Genomic DNA, 20,652 nt, shown 5'->3' with positions numbered 1-20,652 from the left:
TCTCCGCTGCCCTGTATGCTCGTGTGCAGCTTTTTTCGTACGACTTCGCACACGAGACCGCGGGTGCAGCGCGCATCCGGCATTCCCTGCTCCCTCGTTCTTGAGGGAGAACGATATGCAAACCTCGGGCAAATCATGCCGCGAGAACGTGGACGCATATCCGCTGGTTGAGATGAATCGCATCTCCCACCACGTCATTGCGAGCCAACGGGTCGCGCGAATACGCGCCCCGTTGGCTCGCAATGACGTTGATAGACCTACGCCACGCGATCCGGCCAGCCGATCTTCCGCTTCAAAAAGGCATAGCCCAGCGCGGTGAATGCGGCGCGTTCCTTGTTGTCCTTGCCGTAGCCGTGGCCGCCCGCCGCGGGTTCGTAGAGATACGCCTCATATCCCATCGCCTGCAGCTTCGCGGTCATCTTGCGGGCGTGACCGGGATGGACGCGGTCGTCCCGCTTGGTGGTGGCGATCAGGATCGGTGGGTAGTTCTGGCCGGGCACCGCGGTGTGATAGGCGGAATAGGTCTGCAGCCAGGTCCATTCCTCCGGTTTGTCGGGATCGCCATATTCGGCGATCCAGCTCGCGCCGGCCAGCAGCCTGGTGTAGCGGCGCATATCGATCAGCGGAATCGTGCAGAACAGCGCGCCGAAGCGCTCGGGATAGCGCGTCAGCATGTTGGTGATCAGGATGCCGCCGTTCGATCCGCCCTCGGCCGCGATCCGGCCCGGACGGGTGACGCCGCGCCGCACCAGATCGGCGGCGACGGCGGCAAAATCATCATGCGCCAGCCGCTTGCCGGCATAGCGGCCGGCCTCGTGCCAGCGCGTGCCGAACTCGCCGCCGCCGCGGATGTTGGCGATGACGCTGGTGCCGCCTTGTTCGAGCCACAGCTTGCCGATTGCGGACTGGTAATAGGGCTTCACCGAAATGCCGAAGCCGCCATAGGCGTTGAGATGCACCGGCGCCTCGCCGGTCAGATCAGCCGGTCCGGTCTGGACATAGGGAATGCGCTCGCCGTCGATCGAAATCGCCTCGTGCTGCGTGACCGCGAGTCCTTCCGCGGAGAAGGTGCGCGGCGCGCGCTTCAGCACCACGGGAGCCGCGATGCCCTCGATCAGCATCAGGGAAGCCGGCGTCACCGGATCCTGAACATTGGCGAGCAGGTCGCCATTGCTTTCGGCTTCCTCGGCGTCCAGCCGCCAGACATCGGCGACGCCGATCTCGGGCAGGCCAGCCAGTTTGCCGCGAGTCCAGCCATTGGCCGCGGGCGTCCAGACTTCGAATACCGGCCGCAATTCGTCGAGAATGGAGATCACCAGCCGGTCGCCGGCCCAGAAGAAGTGCTCCACGGCGCGGCGCGGTCCCGCCTCGGACAGAACCCGGAAATCGCGCGCTCCCGCCAGAAACCGCGACAGCGACATGCCGAGCATGGTGTCGGACGCGTAAGTCCGCGTTCCCACCGTCCACGGCTCGCGCGGCTTCACCGCGAGCCAGTCGCCATGGCAATCCATCTCGGCGTCGGTCGGAATGTCGAGCCTTTCGCGTGCGCCGCCTTCGTCGCCAAGCCACAGATTGCGGTTGAAGAAATCGATCTGTTCGGAAAACCATATCCGCGGTGTCGCCCCGGTGCGATCGACGCTGGCCTGCGCGCTCATACGCTCGGGCGCGGTCTCGAACAGCACCGGCGCCTGCCGCACGTCGGTGCCGCGCCGCCACAGCCTGACGGTTCGCGCGTAGCCCGATGTGGTCGCCATATCATCGCCATAGGCGCTCGACAGCAGCAGCGTATCGGCATCGATCCACGCCACGCCGCCCTTCGCCTCCGGTAGCGTGAAGCCGCCGGTGACAAAGGCCTTGGTCCCGATGTCGAATTCGCGCAACACGGCGGCGTCGCTGCCGCCGCGCGACAGGCTCACGATCCGCGCGCTGCTTCCCGGCAGCGCCTGGGCTCCGGCGAACAGCCAGTCCTCGTTTTCCTCGGCGGCGAGCCTGTCCAGATCCAGGATGATTTCCCATGCCGGGCTGGCTTTACGAAATTCAGCCAGCGTGGTTCGCCGCCACAGGCCGCGCGGATTGTTCGCGTCCTTCCAGAGATTGTAGACCAGGCCGCCGCGACGGCCGATGACGGGAATGTTGTCCGGCCGGTCGAGGATATCGGCCAGCGCGTCGCGATCCCTGGCGAATCCGTCGTCGCCGAATTCTCGCAGCGTCCGGGCGTTCTGCTGCTCGACGAAGGCCAGCGCCCGTTCGCCCTCGATCTCTTCCAGCCACAGATAGGGATCGTCGTCGGGGGCTGCGATCGTCGGCCTGTCGTCGATGGACATGGTCTTCAACTCCTTGAGGCGCGGCGCAGCTCGGAATACAGCATCAATGGCGGATGTGCGACTTACGCGGCTTTCGTGCGTGCTGTCCAATGTGCGCTTCCCGCATGGCGCGCGCCCGTTTGCGTCGGTTGATCGGACAGAAGCTTGCCTCCATAGTCGGGAATCAATGAGGCCCAATTTATCCGGCCGCATGCGGGCGGAACACAAGCGATGATCGACGTGACTGCAGCCGACGAAATCGCCGACGACGCCCGCGCGCGATCCAATGTGGCGCGGCTGGCGGCGGCGCAGGCGCTGACCGGCGCGAATTCGGCGGTCATTTTTGCCACCGGCTCGATCGTCGGCGCGACGCTGGCGCCTGATCTGTCGCTCGCAACCGTACCGCTGTCGATGTATGTGGTGGGCCTGGCCGCCGGCACCTTGCCGACCGGCGCGATCTCACGTGCCTATGGCCGCCGGGTCGCCTTCGTCATCGGCACCGGCTGCGGCATGCTGACCGGCCTGCTCGGCGCCTACGCCATCCTGCGCGGTTCGTTCGTGCTGTTCTGCGTCGCGACGTTTCTCGGCGGACTCTATGGCGCGGTGTCGCAATCCTACCGCTTCGCCGCCGCTGACGGCGCCAGCGCCGCGTTCCGTCCCAAGGCGGTGTCGTGGGTGATGGCCGGCGGCGTATTCGCCGGCGTGCTCGGCCCGCAGCTCGTGCAATGGACCATGGATATCTGGCCGCCCTATCTGTTCGCCTTCAGCTTCCTGATGCAGGCGGTGGTGGCGCTGGTGGCGATGGCGGTGCTGGCGGGGGTCGACGCGCCGAAGCCGGCGCCGGCGGACATGCATGGCGGCCGGCCGCTGCTGGAGATCGCGCGGCAGCCGCGCTTCATCGCCGCCGCGTTCTGCGGCATCGTCTCCTATCCCATGATGAATCTGGTGATGACCTCGGCACCGCTGGCGATGCAGATGTGCGGGCTCTCCGTCAGCGATTCCAATTTCGGCATTCAATGGCACATCGTGGCGATGTACGGGCCGAGCTTCTTTACGGGCTCGCTGATCGCCCGCTTCGGCGCGCCGAAAATCGTCGCGATCGGGCTGGCGCTGGAAGCCGTCGGTGCGGCGATCGGATTGTCCGGCGTCACCGCGATGCATTTCTGGGCCACGCTGATCGTGCTTGGAGTCGGCTGGAACCTGAGCTTCGTCGGCGCCTCCGCGCTGGTGCTGGAGACGCACCGGCCGGCCGAGCGCAACAAGGTGCAGGCGTTCAACGATTTTCTGGTGTTCGGAATGATGGCGTTGGGATCGTTCGGGTCGGGCCATTTGCTGGCGAATTACGGCTGGTCCGCGGTCAACATGGTGGTGTTCCCGCCGGTGCTGCTGGGGCTCGCAGTGCTGACGTTCGCGTCGTTTGCGAGGCGCCGGGCGCGGCAGGCGGTGCCGGAATTTCCCGGACCGGGTATTTGATTGCAGCCTGAGCGTGGGGAGGTTTCATGCCGTCGCGAGCCCGTCTCGATGAGTTCATCGCCGTCGTCGTGTCCGGCGATCATGCCGGCGCCATCGAGCGCTATTACACCGAGGATGCCAGCATGCAGGAGAACGCAGCATCGCCACGCGTCGGCCGCGACGTGCTGGTGGCGCAGGAGCGCGCCACGCTCGAGCGGGTCAAGATCGTCGTTTCGACATGCGTGACCTCGATCCTCGAGGGCGACCGCGTCGCGATCAACTGGATCTTCGACTTCACCTATCTCACCGGCAAGACCGCCCGGATCGACGAGGTCGCAGTGCAGGAATGGCGCGGCGACAGGATTTTCCGCGAACGGTTCTTCTACGATCCGCCAAAGCCGAAGACCTGATGACAGTTGCTGACATTTCGTCGGGGATCGAAGCTTTTGGCGGCGCAAGCTGCTAGCAAAATCGTCAAACCCGGGCATGACGATCCGAAAGAGAAGCCCATCTTGCTTGATAACACCGGCAGCACCGCCCTCGACGAAACCTCCGCCCGCTACGAGGGCTGGCGCATCGTCGTGGTCTGCTTCCTGGTCGCGACCTTCGGCTGGGGGCTCGGCTTCTATGGCCAGAGCGTCTATGTCGCCGAGCTGCATCGCCTGCACGGCTGGCCCACCTCGCTGATATCCGGCGGCACCACATTCTTCTATCTGTCCGGCGCGCTGCTGGTCGTCTTCGTCAGCGAGGCGATCAAGGCGATCGGCCCGCGCAACTGCCTGCTGGCCGGCGTCTTCACGATGGCCGGCGCGGCCGTGCTGATCGGCCGGGTCACCGAGCCATGGCAGCTCTACGCCGCCAATGCGCTATTGGCATTCGGCTGGGCCGGCACCAGCCTCGGCATGATCACCAACACGCTCGGGCTCTGGTTCGACAAGAAGCGCGGCATGGCGATCAGCCTGGCACTGAACGGCGCCAGCTTCGGCGGCATCATCGGCGTGCCGCTGCTGGTGGGCGCGATCGGCTATTTCGGCTTTCCGGGCGCCATGGTCGCCGCCGCGATCGCCCTGATCGTGGTGATGGTCCCGGTCACCGTGATGTTTGTCGGACGGCCGCCGCTACACCCGAGTGCTGCGGTCGCCGCATTGTCGGCGGACGCGCCGTCGGCGACGCGGGTGCGGTCGCAGGCGTTCCGAGACATCGGCTTCCTCTCGGTTTCGGCTTCCTTCGCGCTGGTGCTGTTCGCGCAGGTCGGATTCATCGTCCACCTGATCGCGTTCCTCGATTCGGTGGTGGGCCGGGAACGCGCGGCCTTCGCGGTCGCGCTGATGACCGCGATGGCGGTGGTCGGCCGCGTGCTGTTTTCCTTCGTGATCGACCGGCTCAACCAGCGGCTGGCCTCGGCGATCTCGTTCGTCAGCCAGGCCATGGCGCTCGTCGTCATCATCAACGTGCACAACGAGTTCGCGCTGATCGCAGCCTGCGCGCTGTTCGGATTCTCGGTCGGGAATCTGATCACGCTGCCGGCGCTGATCGTGCAGCGCGAGTTCGCTCCCTCCTCGTTCGGCGTCCTGATCAGCCTTATCACGGCGATCAACCAGGTGACTTACGCCTTCGGCCCGGGCGTCATCGGCCTGCTGCGCGATGCCTCGGGCAGCTATTCGCTGCCGTTCTACGGCTGCATCGGACTCGAACTGATGGCGGCCGCGCTGATCATGATTCGCGGAAAAAAGAAGCTTTCGTAGCCCGGATGGAGCGCCGCGCAATCCGGGACAGTGTCACCGCTACACTTCCCTCGCTCGCAACAGCTCCCCCAGGTCGAGCCGCCTGGTGAACATCGCCAGCGTCCCGTCCGGCGAGCGCGGCCATTCCGCCTCGGGCCTGTCCCGATACAGCTCGACACCGTTCTCGTCGGGATCGCGCAAGTACAGCGCCTCGCTGACGCCGTGGTCGCTGGCGCCGTCGAGCGGAATGCCGGCCTCGACCAGGCGGTGCAAGGCATCGGCCAGCGCTGCGCGGGTAGGATACAGGATCGCGGTATGAAACAGGCCGGTGGTGCCGGGCGGCGGCGGGTAGCCGCCTTTGCTTTCCCAGGTGTTGAGGCCGATGTGGTGGTGATAGCCGCCGGCCGCGATGAATGCCGCGCCCGAACTCAGCCGCTGCGTCACCTGAAAGCCGAGCACACCGCAATAAAATGCCAGCGCCCGATCGAGATCGGCGACCTTGAGGTGGACATGCCCGATCCGTGTGCCGGCGATGATAGGGGGATTGTCGGGCATGGGCAGTCTCCGATTGAAGGCATCCGGGACACGCGATCCTTACTCCAGCTCCGACACTTCCCCATCCGGCAACCCGAACTCGAACGTGTTCAGCGTCATCGCCACCATGGTGTAATAGCCGCACAGTCCGATGATCTCGACAATGCCGCGCTCGCCGAGCAGTTTGACGGCCTCCGCGTACAGCGCCCTGGAAACGCCGTGGCCCTCATGCAGCGATCTCGCGACGTCGTAGATCATCTGGCCCTTGGGATCGTCGAATGTGGGGGTGCGGCGGTCGCGGATGTCCTCGATGATCTTCAGGTCCATGCCGCCCTTCAGCGCCAGCCGCTTGTGGGCGAACCATTCGTAATGCGAGGTCCAGTGCCGCGCGGTGACCAGGATCGCGATTTCCGAAAGTCTGGCCGGAAACGAGGTGTTGTAGCGCATCACCTCGCCGAGGCGGGTGGCGTGCATGGCCATCTCCGGGCTGTTCAGCCAGGCCATCATCGGCGCCGGCGGGGCGCCGCGCTTGCCGGCGATCGACTCGTCGTAGGTCTGTTTCTGGTCCGCGCTCATTTCGCCTGGCGAAAGCAACTTCAGCCGCATCTCGGTTTCCTCTTGTTTTTCAATCGTGGCGGGCGCCCGCGACGCCGGACCGCACAACGCTATCATATTCCGCAACACGAACGGGCGCGCCAGAGATATATTGAATTCCGCGATGCGAAGGCTAAGGTCGCTCCAGCATCGCAAAATGGAAACGCCACCATGTCCGATCTGGAAAAATTTCGCAGTGAGACCCGCGCCTGGCTGCAAGCCAATTGTCCGCCGGAAATGCGCAAGCCGATGACCTCGGACGGCGACACTTTCTGGGGTGGCCGCAACACCAAATTTTCTTCCGAGCCGCAGCGGGTCTGGTTCGAGCGGATGCGCGACAAGGGCTGGACCGTGCCGGATTGGCCGCGGGAATATGGCGGCGGCGGGCTCGATGCTGCCGAGCACAAGGTGCTGCGCGCGGAGATGGCGGCGATGGGCGCGCGTTCGCCGCTGTCGAGTTTCGGGATCTGGATGCTCGGGCCAGCGCTGCTGAAATACGGCACCGAGGCGCAGAAGAAGGAACATTTGCCGAAGATCGCCGCCGGTCTCATTCGCTGGTGCCAGGGCTATTCCGAACCCAACGCCGGTTCGGACCTCGCTTCCCTGCAGACCCGCGCCGAAAGCGACGGCGACGATTACGTCATCACGGGCCAGAAGATCTGGACCTCCTACGCCAACTACGCCGACTGGATCTTCTGCCTGGTGCGTACCGATGCGACGGCGAAGAAGCATGACGGCATCAGCTTCATCCTGTTCGACATGGCCTCGAAGGGCGTCTCGACCAAGCCGATCCTGCTGATTTCGGGCTATTCGCCGTTCTGCGAGACCTTCTTCGATAACGTCCGCGTGCCGAAGTCGCATGTCGTCGGCACCGTCAACCGCGGCTGGGACGTCGCCAAATATCTGCTGCAGCATGAGCGCGCGATGATTTCGGGCATGGGCGAGCGCGGCGTCGGCCGGCCGCTCGGCCAGGTCGCCGCCGATTCGGTCGGCAGCGACGAGCAGGGCCGCCTGGAAGATCCGATGCTGCGCGGCCAGATCGCCACCTTCGAGATCGATGAAGCCGCGCTGTCCGCCGCTGCCGAGCGCGCGGTCGACCTCGCCAAGGCGGGGCAGGCCCATCCGGCGTTCTCCTCGGCGATGAAATATTACGGCACCGAGCTGAACAAGCGCCGCCACGAGATACTGATGTCGGCGGGCGGCATCGACGCGCTGGAATGGGAGAGCGAGCGCTCCAAAGGCGGCGCCCGGCCGCGCGCCTGGCTGCGCACCAAGGCCAACTCGATCGAGGGCGGCACCTCGGAAGTGATGCTCGGCATCGTCGCCAAGCGCATTCTGGATTTGCCGGGGGCGTAGAACAGTACCGTCATTCCGGGGCGATGCGAAGCATCGAACCCGGAACCTCGAGATTCCGGGTCTGGTCCTTCGGTCGTCCCGGAATGACGATCTCAACAAGCATCTCCAAACCGGAATCCCCTCATGGCACTCGTCCTCAACGAAGAACAATCGATGCTGCGCGACAGCGCGCGGGGTTTTATCAGCGACAAGGCGCCGGTGTCGCATCTGCGGCAACTGCGCGATGCAAAGGACGCGACCGGATTTTCCCGCGAGCTATGGAAAGGCTTCGCCGAAATGGGTTTTGCCGGCCTACTGGTGCCGGAAGCGTTCGGCGGCAGCGGACTTGGCTGCGTCGAGGCCGGCATCGTGATGGAGGAAATCGGCCGCACCTTGATGCCATCGCCGTATCTGGCGACATCCGTGCTGGCGGCGTCGGCGCTGGCGCGCGGCGGCAGCGACGCGCAGAAGTGGCAATATCTGCCGAAAATATCGGATGGCTCGCTGCTGGCCGCGTTCGCTGTTGACGAGGGCGCCAAGCATCGGCCGCTGATGACGAAGCTGAAGGCGGTGCGCTCCGGCAACGGATTCAAGCTGTCGGGCGAAAAGGCCTTCGTGGTCGACGGCCATACCGCCGATCTGTTGATCGTGGCGGCGCGCAGCGCGGGCGCCGCCGGCGAACGCGACGGCCTGACGCTGTTTCTGGTCGATCCGAAAACAAAGGGCGTCGCGGTCGAGCGCACCGCGATGGTCGATGCGCACAATGCTGCACGAATCGTGTTCGACAATGCCGAAGTCAATGCCGACGGCGTGCTCGGCGAGGTCGATCAGGGGTTTGCCCTGCTGGATGGCGTTCTCAATATCGGCCGCGCCGCGGTAGCGTCGGAGATGGTGGGGCTGAGCGAGGAAGTGTTCGGCCGCACCGTCACCTATCTGAAAGAGCGCAAGCAGTTCGGCAAGCTGATCGGCGAATTCCAGGCGCTGCAGCACCGCGCCGCCCAGCTCTATATCGATATCGAGATCACCCGCGCCGCGGTGCTGAAGGCGCTGCAGACGCTGGACGCGAGTTTCGACAAGGCCGGTGCGGCGGTGGCCGTTGCAAAGGCGCGCGCTGGCACGACCGCGACGCTGGCAGTGCAGGAAGGCGTGCAGATGCACGGCGGCATGGGCATGACCGACCAGTTCGACATCGGTTTCTTCATGAAGCGCGCGCGGGTCTGCCAGGAACTGTTCGGCGACAGCAATTTTCACGCCGATCGGCTGGCGCGGATGAAGAACTATTGAGGCAAGCGCTGGCGCTTCAGCCGGACGATGACAGTTGACGGTTAATGCGCCTCGTCCCAATTGTTCGCCGCCCGCGCATCGACATGCAGCGGCACCGACAGCAGCACCGCCGGGAACGGCGCGTCCTGCATGGTGTGCTGCACCACGGGAATGGTCGCAGCGACCTCGTCGTCGGGCACTTCGAAGATCAGTTCATCGTGCACCTGCAGGAGCATCTGCGCCGAGAGCTTTTTCTCCGCCAGCGCTTCCTCCATCCGTACCATGGCGCGGCGGATGATGTCGGCGGCGGTGCCCTGCAGCCGCGCGTTGATGGCGGCGCGCTCGTTGAACGAGCGGATCGAGGCATTGCTGGCCTTGATATCGGGATAGTGGCACTTCCGGCCGAACAGCGTCTCGACATAGCCGTGCGCCCGGCAGAAATCCCGCGTCGAATCCATATAGGCGCGGATGCCCGGAAAGCGTTCGAAATATTTCTTGATGTAGGCGGAGGCCTCCTCGCGGGCGATACCGAGCTGGTTGGCGAGTCCGAACGCCGAGATGCCGTAGATGATGCCGAAATTGATCGCTTTCGCCCGGCGGCGCACTTCGGCCGGCATGTCCTTGATCGGCACGCCGAACATTTCGGACGCCGTCATGGCGTGAATGTCGAGCCCGTCCTTGAACGCCTGCTTCAGGACGGGAATGTCGGCGATTTCCGCCAGCAGCCGCAGTTCGATCTGCGAATAGTCCGCCGACACCAGCTTGTGCCCCGGTGCGGCAATGAACGCACGGCGGATCTTGCGGCCGTCCTCGGTGCGAACCGGAATGTTCTGCAGGTTCGGCTCATTCGACGACAGCCGCCCCGTGGTTGTCGCCGCCAGCGCGTAGGTGGTGTGGACGCGGTGGGTCTGCGGATGCACGTAAGTCGGCAACGCATCGGTGTAGGTCGATTTCAGTTTCGAGACCTGCCGCCATTCCAGAATCTTCTTCGGTAAATCGTGGCCTTGCTCGGCGAGCTCGTCGAGCACCTGCGCCGTGGTCGACCACGCCCCGGTCTTGGTCCTGGTGCCGCCGGGAAGGCCCATCTTTCCGAACAGGATGTCGCCGATCTGCTTCGGGCTGCCGACATTGACCGGTTCGCCGGCGGTCTCCTGGATCTCGGATTCGACCCTTGCTGCGGTCTGGGCGAAATCGGCCGACAGTCTTGACAGCACCTGGCGGTCGATCGAGATGCCGCGCCGCTCCATCCGCGCCAGCACCGAGATCAGCGGCCGCTCCAGCGTTTCATAGACCACCGTCATGTGCTCGGCGGTGAGGCGCGGCTTCAGCACGCTCCACAGCCGCAGGATGACGTCGGCGCTTTCGGCCGAATATTCGGTGGCCCGGTCGATCGCGACCTGGTCGAAGGTCAATTTGGCCTTGCCGCTGCCGGTCAGCTCGCCATGGCTGATGACGGCGTGGCCAAGCCGGCTTTCGGCCAGCGCGTCGAGCGCATGCGAATTGCGGCCGGCATCGAGCGCATATGACATCAGCTGCGCGTCGTCATGATTGCGCAGCGTAACGCCATGCTGCGCCAGCATCACGGCGTTGAATTTGATGTTGAAGCCGATCTTCAGGATACCTGCTGATTCCAGCAGTGGCCGCAGCGCTTCGATGGCGTCGGGGGCCCTGATCTGGTCGGGCGCGAGCCCCGCCGCGAACAGGCCGGAGCCATCGCCGGACTGCTTGTGGGCGAGCGGAATGTAACAGGCGTCGTTGGGCGCCAGCGCCAGCGCGATGCCGGACATCTCCGCCTGCATCGGGTCGATCGAGTTCGCCTTGGCCTCGATGGCGAAATGGCCGGCGTCGCGCGCCCGCGCGATCCAGCCCTTGAGTTCGGCGAGCGTGCGGACGGTCAGGTACTTGCTGCGGTCGATCGGCGTCTTCCGCGCCGCTTCGGCGCGTGCGGCAGCGAGCGCCTGCGGCGTCAGGATGACGTTGGATGACTCAGGCTTGCCGGGGCTCCTGCCGACGCCGGGCGAGCTCGCCTTGCCGCTGGCGGGGGACGGGGCAGGCGCGTCCTGATGCCCAAAAAGGTCGCCGCCGGCGGCGCGGGGGGGCGGCGATGAACCGGCCGACTTGCCGCTGGCGCCGCTGCTGTTCCTGTCGTCCGCTGCCACATCCGACGGGTCGATCTGCGAATATTCGGCGACGCGGCGGGTAAGCGTAGAAAATTCCATCGCCTTCAGAAACGCGACCAGCTTGCGCGCATCGGGCTCGTGCACCGCGAGTTCGTCGAGCGGCACGTCGAGCTTGACCTTGTCATCCAGCAGCACCAGCTGGCGCGAGATCCGCGCCTTCCCGGCATTCTCGATCAGCGATTCGCGCCGCTTAGGCTGCTTGATCTCGCCGGCGCGGGCCAGCAGCGTTTCCAGATCGCCATATTCGACGATCAGCTGGGCTGCGGTCTTGATGCCGATGCCGGGCACACCCGGCACGTTGTCGGTGGAATCGCCGGCCAGCGCCTGCACCTCGACCACCTTTTCCGGCGGTACGCCGAACTTCTCGATCACTTCGGCAATGCCGATGCGGCGATCCTTCATGGTGTCGTACATCGTCACCCTGTCGGTGACGAGCTGCATCAGGTCCTTGTCGGAGGAGACGATGGTGGCGGTGGCGCCGCGCTCGGCGGCCTCGCGGGCATAGGTCGCGATCAAATCGTCGGCCTCGAAACCGCCCTGCTCGAGGCAGGGCAGGTCGAACGCGCGCACGGCTTCCCGGATCAGGGCAAATTGCGGGATCAGGTCGTCAGGCGCCGGCGGCCGGTGCGCCTTGTAGTCGGGATAGAGCTTGTTGCGGAAGGTGACTTCCGACTTGTCGAAGACGATGGCGAGATGGGTCGGCCGGTTATCCTCGGGCATCTCGCGCAGCAGCTTCCACAGCATGTTGCAGAAGCCGAGCACGGCATTGACCTGCAGCCCGTCGGATTTGCGGTTCAGCGGCGGCAGCGCGTGGTAGGCGCGGAATATATATCCGGAACCGTCGACCAGAAAGACGTGGTCGCCCTTGGCCAAGGCTTTAACGACAGGTGCTTTGACGGCAGGTGCTTTGACGGCAGCAGGTTTGGCGTCGGCTTTTTCGGATGTTTTCGGCATGGCGGCAACTTAGGGATTTTTGCGCCAAATGACACCCCACCTCGCCCTGTGTGCCCCGATTTTTGGCTTGCATGGGCCATGGATTGAGTTGCGTCAGATGCCGTTCCGTGCGCCCACTGAATGGACGTCCCGGACCGGAAGGCAACGCCATGACCGTGCAACTCGACCTGCTCACCGAGAAACTGCGATCGCTCGAGGCCGAGATCGAGGCCGAAGTGACCAAGCGGCGGGAAGAGCTGCGCTTCCACCTCGAAAACCGCCGGATCGTGTTCGAGCGGGAGGTGCTGCGGATCCACCGTGAGATCAAGACGCGGGCGTCGCGCTATCTCATCGATGCCAATCCGCTGATGATCCTGAGCGCGCCGGTGATCTATTCACTTGTCATCCCGATCGCGCTGGTCGACCTCTGGGTCATGGCCTACCAGGCGGTCTGCTTTCCGATCTACAAAATCCCGAAAGTGCGCCGCCGCGATTATCTGGTGTTCGACCGCAACCATCTCGCCTATCTCAACATCATCGAGAAGATCAATTGCGCCTATTGCTCCTACGCCAATGGCGCGATTGCGTTCGTGCGCGAGGTGGCGGCGCGCACCGAAGTCTACTGGTGTCCGATCAAGCACGCCCGCCGCGTGCTCGGTCCGCACCCGCATTACCAGGGCTTTGCGGATTTCGGCGACGCCGACGCGTTTCGCGGCAAATTGACGCAAATGAAGAGTGGCGTGAAGATCGAGGGGGCTGGTTAGTTTCGTCGTCACCCGCAGTTGTGGGTGGCGCGAGTGTGAGGTCTATTCCGCAGGCTGTAACGTCGGCTGCGCCTTCTTCGGCGCAACCCGGAAGACGGCCGGGCGTTCGAACAGGAAATTCGCGCCGACCCCCATGGCTGCCCGCCAGATCGCGATCGCACCGGCGACGCCGACCACCGTGACGATGAGCGATATGGTCCCGATGTCGTGAATCAGCCCGGTCTTCAGCAGCAGGGTGCGCGTCGCCGCCATCGGCAGGAAAAAGGCGAGATAGATGACTATGGAATGCTCGCCGCAATAGCGCAGGACATTCAGCCACTGCATGCGCGCCAGCAGCGTGCCCATGGTGACGATGGCCAGCGCCCCGGCGAGCCCGAGCGCCAGCGAGACCAGCGGCCATTCGCTGACACCCAGTTCGACCAGGCCGCCATTGACGAGTGCCCACAGCGCCAGGCCCGCGAGCGCCCAGCCGGGATGCGCCCGGGCACGGACCGACCAGGCGAACACATAGCCCGCGAGCCAGTAGCCGGAATAGAAATAGACGAAACGCGCGCAAAACTCGTCGATCACGGTCCAGCCGGTCGAGATGTGCGCCGCCTCCAGCAGCGCCGCCACGGCCCAAATCGCGAGCGGCGGCATCCGGCGCGTTGCCTTGCAGACGACGAAGCACACCGGCAGCAGGTAGATAAACCACAGCGTGCCGAACGGCTCGATGAAGGATTGCAGATACATCAGGCAGACATGGGCCCAGCCGCTCTCGGCGGCGAAGGAGGGCGCCTTGAAGCCGAACTGGATGGTTACCCACAGCACATAGAAATAGGCAAAGTGCACCACCTTGCGGTCGAGATAGGTGCGCCAGTCGCGGTCGATCACGACCGCCAGGAACAGCCCGGAGATCAGGAAGAAATCCGGCATCCGGAACGGTTTGGCGAAAGCGACCAGGACATGCATGAAGCCGGTCTGGCCGCTGGCGGCCTCGACCCCCAGCACCGAATGCATCATCACCACCATGACGATGCAGATGCCCTTGGCGTAGTCGACCCAGTCGATGCGCCCGGGTGGGAGCGCCGGCCGCCCAGTAAGCATGGAGCGTTCTGGAAGGGCGGATGTGCCGTTTGGTGTCATCGGTGTCCCTTTTCGGCGCGGATTGGCGGCATGTTGGGGCTCTAAGGTTTCAATTGCCTTATTCCCATCAAGGAATGTGCCGTTCTAGCGCCGATGTGATCCGACGGCTTTTCGGGCAGCTTTGAGCGGGTTTTCCTTGTCACAGGAAAATGCTCTAAGACGCGGGCGAATGCCCAGGGCGAGGGGGCGTGCTTTGGCGCCTTTGCGTCTTCGTTAACCATGACGATTTGGATAATTCATGCGCATTGCCATGATCGGCACCGGCTATGTGGGACTGGTTTCCGGCGCCTGTTTCGCGGATTTCGGCCACCAGGTCACCTGCGTCGACAAGGACGCCGACAAGATCGCCAGCCTGCGCCGCGGCGAGATCCCGATTTTCGAGCCCGGGCTCGATGCGCTGGTCGCCGCCAATGTGAAAGGCGGCCGGCTGGATTTCACCACCGATCTCGCCGCGCCGGTCGCCGCCGCCGATGCGGTGTTCATCGCGGTCGGCACCCCGTCGCGACGCGGCGACGGCCATGCCGATTTGAGCTACGTCTACACCGCCGCGCGAGAGATTGCCGCGGCACTTTCCGGCTTCACCCTGGTGGTGACAAAATCCACCGTGCCGGTCGGCACGGGCGACGAGGTCGAGCGTCTGATTCGCGAAACCAATCCGTCGGCGGAGGTCGCGGTCGCCTCCAATCCGGAATTCCTGCGCGAGGGCGCCGCGATCCGCGACTTCAAGTTCCCCGATCGCATCGTGGTCGGCACGTCCGACGAACGGGCTCGCAAGGTACTTGGCGACATCTACCGGCCGCTGTCGCTGAACCAGGCGCCCTTGATGTTCACGGCGCGCCGCACCGCGGAATTGATAAAATACGCCGCCAACGCCTTCCTTGCCACCAAGATCACCTTTATCAACGAGATCGCCGACCTTGCCGAAAAGGTCGGCGCCGATGTGCAGGAAGTCGCGCGCGGCATCGGGCTCGACAATCGGATCGGCTCGAAGTTTTTGCACGCAGGCCCAGGCTTCGGCGGATCCTGCTTCCCAAAGGACACCCGCGCATTGGTCAAGATCGCGCTCGATCATGACGTCCATCTGCGCATTGTCGAAGCGGTGCTGGCGGTCAACGACAACCGCAAGCGCGCGATGGCGCGCAAGGTGTCCAATGCGGCCGGCGGCAATTTGCGCGGCAAGACCATCGCCGTGCTCGGTCTCACCTTCAAGCCCGACACCGACGACATGCGCGAGGCGCCCTCGATCCCGCTGGTCACCGGGCTGCTCGATATGGGCGCCAGGGTGCGCGCGCACGACCCGGTCGGCATGGAGCAGGCACGGCGCGAACTGCCCGATATCGAATATTGCGACGATCCCTATGACTGCGTGCGCGGCGCCGACGCCATGGTGGTAGTGACCGAATGGGTGCAGTACCGCACGCTCGACCTGGCGCGGCTGAAAAGCGAGATGGCGCAGCCGGTCGTGGTCGACCTGCGCAACATCTACCGCCCCGAGGACATGGCGGCGCTCGGGTTTACCTATGAGAGCGTTGGGCGCGTCCCCGAGCCGCTGAAGTGACGCACTTTCGTCCCTTCTCCCCTTGTGGGAGAAGGTGGCGCGGATGAAATCCGCGCCCGGATGAGGGGTCCCTATCCGCGGAGACAGACCCCTCACCCGTCGCCTCACACCGTGAGGCGCCATCCTCTCCCACAACGGGAGAGGGGAAGAACCCGACGCGAGCCTTGATTGCCCCGCAGCTTCGATACCCCGCTCCCGATCGACGACGTGCTGGACCAATTGTCCCGCACGCTCGCGGACAACAATGCCGCGGTGCTGGTGGCGCCGCCCGGCGCCGGCAAGACCACGCGGGTGCCACTGGCGTTGCTCGATGCGCCGTGGCTGCGGGGCAAGAAGATCATCATGCTGGAGCCGCGCCGGATCGCGGCCCGCGCCAGCGCCGAGCGGATGGCGAAGACGCTGGGCGAACGCGCCGGTGAAACCGTCGGCTACCGCGTCAGATTCGGCTCCAAAGTCTCGCGCGCAACGAAAATCGAGGTCGTCACCGAGGGCATTTTCTCGCGGCAGATTCTCGACGATCCTGAACTGGCGGGCGTCGCGGCGGTGTTGTTCGACGAATTCCACGAGCGTTCGCTCGATGCCGATATGGGTCTTGCGCTGGCGCGCGACGCGCAGGTCGGCCTGCGCGAGGATCTGCGCATCCTCGTGATGTCGGCGACGCTCGATGGCGCACGCGTCGCAAGATTGCTTGGCGATGCCCCGGTCATATCAAGCAAAGGCCGCGCGTTTCCGGTGGAAACCCGCTATCTCGGCCGCAAGGCTGACGCGCCGCTGGAACGGCAGATGGCCGATGCGATCGCGATGGCACTGCGCGCCGATCCGGGCTCGGTGCTGGCATTCCTGCCTGGTGCCGCGGAAATCCGCCGCACCCAGAATTTTCTCGGTGAACGGATTCACGATGCCTCGATCGAGATCGTGCCGCTGTTCGGCGCGCTCGACGCCGCCGTACAGGACCGCGCGATTGCGCCAGCTCCAAAAGGCCAGCGCAAGGTGGTGCTGGCGACCTCGATCGCGGAGACCTCGCTGACCATCGAGGGCGTCCGCATCGTGGTCGATTCCGGCGTGGCGCGGGTGCCGCGCTATGAGCCCGACATTGGCCTGACGCGTCTCGAAACCGTGCGCGCCTCGCGCGCGGCGGTCGACCAGCGCCGCGGCCGTGCCGGCCGCACCGAACCCGGCGTCTGCTACCGGTTATGGGACGAACCGCAGACCGCCTCGCTCGCGGCCTATACCCAACCCGAAATCCTTTCCGCCGATCTTTCATCGCTGGTGCTTGACCTCGCGCAATGGGGCGTCAGCGACCCCGCCACGCTGGCGTTTCTCGATCCGCCACCGGCACCGGCACTGAAGGAGGCGCGCAGCCTGCTCGGCGAACTTGGCGCGCTGGACGGCGATGGCCGGATCACCGCCGAAGGCAAGAGCCTGCGCGAACTGGCGCTGCCGCCGCGGCTGGCGCGCATGATCGTGGATTCGCACCGCCTCGGCGCGGGCGAAGAAGCCGCTGATATCGCCGCCGTGCTGACCGAGCGCGGCCTCGGCGGCGACAGCGTCGATCTCGATTTCAGACTCGATCAGTTCCGCCGCGACCGCTCGCAGCGGTCGAACAGCGCGCGCTCGCTGGCGCAGCGCTGGGCGTCGCAGGTCGCTACCACCGAGGGCGCGGCCGCCGAGGACACATCGCCCTCGACCGGCGTGATGCTGGCGCTTGCGTTCCCCGACCGTGTCGCGCGCAACCGCGGCAATGGCAGTTTTGTTCTCGCCAATGGCCGCGGCGCCGCGGTCGACCAGACCTCCGCGCTGGCGCGCGCGCCCTATATCGCGGTCGCCGAACTCACCGGCACGGCGGCCAACGGCCGCATCCTGCTGGCGGCGCCGATCCTGCAATCCGACATCGAGCGGCACTTCGCCGACCAGATAGAGAGCGCGGACGAGATCTCGTTCGATCGCGGTGCGATGGCGTTGCGGGCGCGGCGCAGGAAGACTTTGCATGCCATCACCTTGTCCGAGACGCCGATGGCGCTGAAGCCGTCGGCGGAAACCGCGCGCGTGCTGGCTGACGGGCTGATCGCGGTCGGCCTCGACAGGCTGCCCTGGTCGAAGCCGGCAAAACAGTGGCGCGACCGCGTGATGTTTTTGCGCAAGGCCGAAGGTGAAAGCTGGCCGGACTTGTCCGATGACGCGCTCGCCGCGCAGCGCGAGGCGTGGCTGGTGCCGGCGCTGTACGACAAGACTGGGCTCAAGGATGTTTCCTCGGGCGATTTGTCGGATGCGCTGATGTCGCTGCTGCCCTGGGAATTGCGCGCGCGGCTGGAGCGAGAGGCGCCGACCCATTTCGAGGCGCCGACCGGCACCATGCTGGCAATCGACTACGAGGCCGAGCAGGGACCGACGATTGCGGTCCGTCTGCAGGAATTGTTCGGGCTCAACACCCACCCGTCAATCGCAAGGGGCGCGGTGCCGCTGGTGCTGGAACTGTTGTCGCCGGCACATCGCCCGGTGCAAGTCACCCGCGATTTGCCCGGCTTTTGGCGCGGCAGCTATGCCGCGGTGCGTTCCGACCTGCGTGGGCGTTACCCGCGGCATCCCTGGCCCGAAGATCCCGCCAGTGCCGCGCCGACACGACGGGTGAAGCCGCGGGGCACGTGACTTCCAACGCGTCATTGCCGGGCCCGACCCGGCAATCCATGGCCTCATGAAGCGCTTTTGCGAAGATGATGGATGCCTGGTCCGGGCATGACGACTTGAGAGTCCCCGTTAACCCTTCACTCATCCTTTTAGCCAAAATGGCTGTCTCGGTCGTTTCCGCTCAGTCGCGGTTCGACGGCTTATGTGGTGAGATCGCGGGTCTTTCAGCGAGTGTGGCGTAATGCGTAACATCATGATCATGGCTGCGTTCCTGGTCGGCCTCGGCACCATCATGGCGGAGCTGGCGGACAAGATGACGTCGTCGCCGGCGCTCGCCAAAAACGTCTCGCAAAAAGCTCCCGTCGAAGCGCCGGTCCGGACCGGCGGCCGCAGCCTCAGCATTCCGAGCGACGCCCGCGGTCATTTCCTGACCGAAGGCCGAATCGATGGCCAGCGAATCGGTTTCCTGGTCGATACCGGCGCGTCAGTGGTGGCGCTGAACGAGAAGTCCGCGGCGCGGTTCGGCTTCCGCCCCAACCGCAGCGACTACACTACGACCGTTTCGACGGCCAACGGCACCATCAAGGCGGCGCGCACGCGGCTCGCCATGGTCGAACTCGACGGCATCGTGGTGCGCGACGTCGATGCCATGGTGCTGCCTGATGAGGCGTTGTCGGAAAATCTGCTCGGCCTGTCGTTTCTGTCGAAACTGAAGCGGTTTGAGTACGCAAACGGCAGGCTGGTGCTTGAGCAATAGGCAGAGATCGCTGCCAATCCGCCGCATTTAATCGCCACAAATCACTGTCCTGCCTTCCGCTGCGCCCGTGCATTCGCTATGGCTGCGGTGCCCTGTTTTTTGCGTTTTCATCACGAGGCCTGAATGTTTCCGAAGCCGAAACCCGCGCTGGTTCCGAATACCTATGCCTATGAATCCGAGCCGATGGTGAAGGCGACCGGCTTTCGCGAATATGACGCCCGCTGGCTGTTCGGCAAGGAAATCAACCTGATGGGCATTCAGGCGCTGGGCATGGGGCTCGGCGCGCTGATCGCCGAACTGGGCGTCAAGCAGGAAGTGGTGACCGGGCACGATTTCCGCGGCTATTCGGCCTCGATCAAATACGCGCTGATTTCGGGACTGCTGGCCTCCGGCTGCAAGGTTCACGATATCGGGCTGTGCATGACTCCGATGGCCTATTTCGCGCAGTTCGACCTCGACGTGCCCTGTGTTGCGATGGTGACGGCGTCGCATAACGACAATGGCTGGACCGGCGTCAAGATGGGCGCCAACCGGCCGCTGACTTTCGGGCCGGACGAGATGACTCGGCTGAAGGAGATCGTGCTCAACGCCGAATTCAGCAACAAGGTCGGCGGCGCCTATCAGTTTCACGAAAATTTCCCGGCGCGTTACATCGCCGACCTGACAAAGCGTCCGAAGCTGAAGCGCAAGCTGAAGGTCGTGGTCGCCTGCGGCAACGGCACCGCGGGCGCGTTCGCACCGCAGGTGATGCAGGCGATTGGTTGCGAGGTGGTTCCGCTCGACACCGAGCTCGACCACACTTTTCCGAAATACAATCCGAATCCCGAAGACATGGAGATGCTGCACGCCATCCGCGATGCCGTGCTCGCGCACAAGGCCGATGTCGGCCTCGGTTTCGACGGCGACGGCGACCGCTGCGGTGTGGTCGACAACACCGGCGAGGAGATCTTTGCTGATAAGGTCGGGGTGATGCTGGCGCGCGACATGTCGGCGGTGACTGTGAACGCGCAGTTCGTGGTCGACGTCAAATCCACCGGCCTCTTTGTGACGGACCCGGTGCTGCAACAGCAGGGTGCCAAGGTCACTTACTGGAAGACCGGCCACTCCTACATGAAGCGCCGCACCCACGAACTGGGCGCGCTGGCCGGCTTCGAGAAATCCGGCCACTTCTTCTTCAACGCGCCGCTCGGCCGCGGCTATGATGACGGCCTGATCTCGGCGATTGCGATCTGCGAGATGCTGGATCGCGCGCCCGAAAAGTCGATGGCGGACCTGAAGGAGGCCCTGCCGAAAACCTGGTCGTCGCCGACGATGTCGCCGCATTGTGCCGACGAGACCAAATACGGCGTGGTCGATGCCGTGGTGAAGCATTTCGAGGCGATGCAGAAGAAGGGCGAGAAGGTCGCCGGGCAAGAGATCCGCGATCTCGTCACCGTCAACGGCGTGCGCGTCACCGTCGAGGACGGCAGCTGGGGCCTGGTGCGGGCGTCATCCAACAAGCCGGA

15 protein-coding genes are annotated in these 20,652 nt (G+C 64.8%); 10 read left to right on the top strand and 5 right to left on the bottom strand.

Translation table 11 applies throughout. The features are described from left to right. Positions 1 to 257 precede the first annotated feature (257 nt). The gene (locus Q8N40_RS03540) at positions 258 to 2,324 is read right to left on the bottom strand and encodes a prolyl oligopeptidase family protein (RefSeq protein ID WP_305710821.1); all 2,067 of its coding nucleotides are present in this window, start codon (positions 2,322 to 2,324) and stop codon (positions 258 to 260) included. A 210-nt stretch (positions 2,325 to 2,534) separates the two neighbouring features. Here Q8N40_RS03540 and Q8N40_RS03535 point away from each other — a divergent pair, with 210 nt between their 5' ends. The 3 genes from Q8N40_RS03535 (at position 2,535) to Q8N40_RS03525 (ending at position 5,500) form a co-directional block, all read left to right on the top strand. Then, the gene (locus Q8N40_RS03535; protein ID WP_305319832.1) at positions 2,535 to 3,776 is read left to right on the top strand and encodes an MFS transporter; all 1,242 of its coding nucleotides are present in this window, start codon (positions 2,535 to 2,537) and stop codon (positions 3,774 to 3,776) included. A gap of 26 nt (positions 3,777 to 3,802) precedes the next feature. Further along, complete coding sequence (locus Q8N40_RS03530; protein ID WP_305319831.1) at positions 3,803 to 4,165, top strand: nuclear transport factor 2 family protein; 363 nt, start codon at positions 3,803 to 3,805, stop codon at positions 4,163 to 4,165. 102 nt (positions 4,166 to 4,267) lie between these two features. Continuing rightward, complete coding sequence (locus Q8N40_RS03525) at positions 4,268 to 5,500, top strand: MFS transporter (protein WP_305710820.1); 1,233 nt, start codon at positions 4,268 to 4,270, stop codon at positions 5,498 to 5,500. A gap of 39 nt (positions 5,501 to 5,539) precedes the next feature. On the opposite strand, the gene Q8N40_RS03520 is transcribed toward Q8N40_RS03525, so the two are convergent. Both Q8N40_RS03520 and Q8N40_RS03515 read right to left on the bottom strand, forming a co-directional pair. Continuing rightward, the gene (locus Q8N40_RS03520; protein WP_305710819.1) at positions 5,540 to 6,034 is read right to left on the bottom strand and encodes a VOC family protein; all 495 of its coding nucleotides are present in this window, start codon (positions 6,032 to 6,034) and stop codon (positions 5,540 to 5,542) included. 39 nt (positions 6,035 to 6,073) lie between these two features. Beyond that, positions 6,074 to 6,619, bottom strand: a complete 546-nt coding sequence (locus Q8N40_RS03515) for a carboxymuconolactone decarboxylase family protein (protein ID WP_305710818.1) — start codon at positions 6,617 to 6,619, stop codon at positions 6,074 to 6,076. Between the two features lie 159 nt (positions 6,620 to 6,778). Between Q8N40_RS03515 and Q8N40_RS03510 the strand changes: the two genes are divergently transcribed. Together Q8N40_RS03510 and Q8N40_RS03505 are read left to right on the top strand one after the other, a co-directional pair. Continuing rightward, complete coding sequence (locus Q8N40_RS03510) at positions 6,779 to 7,963, top strand: acyl-CoA dehydrogenase family protein (protein ID WP_305710817.1); 1,185 nt, start codon at positions 6,779 to 6,781, stop codon at positions 7,961 to 7,963. Positions 7,964 to 8,086: 123 nt separating this feature from the next. Then, on the top strand, positions 8,087 to 9,226 hold the full coding sequence (locus Q8N40_RS03505; RefSeq protein WP_305710816.1) for an acyl-CoA dehydrogenase family protein: 1,140 nt from the start codon (positions 8,087 to 8,089) through the stop codon (positions 9,224 to 9,226). 41 nt (positions 9,227 to 9,267) lie between these two features. On the opposite strand, the gene polA is transcribed toward Q8N40_RS03505, so the two are convergent. Further along, positions 9,268 to 12,339: a DNA polymerase I gene (polA, locus tag Q8N40_RS03500; protein WP_305710815.1), complete on the bottom strand. Its 3,072-nt coding sequence runs from the start codon at positions 12,337 to 12,339 to the stop codon at positions 9,268 to 9,270. A gap of 149 nt (positions 12,340 to 12,488) precedes the next feature. Here polA and Q8N40_RS03495 point away from each other — a divergent pair, with 149 nt between their 5' ends. Continuing rightward, positions 12,489 to 13,082 (top strand): hypothetical protein, encoded by a 594-nt coding sequence (locus tag Q8N40_RS03495; protein WP_305710814.1) that lies wholly within the window; start codon positions 12,489 to 12,491, stop codon positions 13,080 to 13,082. Between the two features lie 42 nt (positions 13,083 to 13,124). On the opposite strand, the gene Q8N40_RS03490 is transcribed toward Q8N40_RS03495, so the two are convergent. Further along, entirely contained in the window at positions 13,125 to 14,207 is a 1,083-nt protein-coding gene (locus Q8N40_RS03490; RefSeq protein WP_371135604.1) for an acyltransferase family protein, read from the bottom strand. A gap of 238 nt (positions 14,208 to 14,445) precedes the next feature. On the opposite strand from Q8N40_RS03490, the gene Q8N40_RS03485 reads away from it, so the two are divergent. The 4 genes from Q8N40_RS03485 to Q8N40_RS03470 form a co-directional block, all read left to right on the top strand. Beyond that, a complete protein-coding gene (locus Q8N40_RS03485) occupies positions 14,446 to 15,765 on the top strand; it encodes a UDP-glucose/GDP-mannose dehydrogenase family protein (RefSeq protein ID WP_305710812.1) in 1,320 nt (439 codons plus the stop codon). A gap of 168 nt (positions 15,766 to 15,933) precedes the next feature. Continuing rightward, the gene (gene hrpB, locus Q8N40_RS03480; RefSeq protein ID WP_305710811.1) at positions 15,934 to 18,411 is read left to right on the top strand and encodes an ATP-dependent helicase HrpB; all 2,478 of its coding nucleotides are present in this window, start codon (positions 15,934 to 15,936) and stop codon (positions 18,409 to 18,411) included. Between the two features lie 220 nt (positions 18,412 to 18,631). Then, the gene (locus Q8N40_RS03475) at positions 18,632 to 19,147 is read left to right on the top strand and encodes a TIGR02281 family clan AA aspartic protease (RefSeq protein WP_305320347.1); all 516 of its coding nucleotides are present in this window, start codon (positions 18,632 to 18,634) and stop codon (positions 19,145 to 19,147) included. A gap of 123 nt (positions 19,148 to 19,270) precedes the next feature. Then, on the top strand, positions 19,271 to 20,652 hold a 1,382-nt coding region (locus tag Q8N40_RS03470), incomplete at its 3' end, for a phosphomannomutase/phosphoglucomutase (protein WP_305710810.1).

This window comes from Bradyrhizobium sp., from assembly GCF_030693485.1.
Taxonomy (GTDB): Bacteria; Pseudomonadota; Alphaproteobacteria; order Rhizobiales; family Xanthobacteraceae; genus Bradyrhizobium.
Note: the sequence above shows the minus strand (reverse complement) of the source record. Positions and strands in the feature narration are given on the sequence as shown.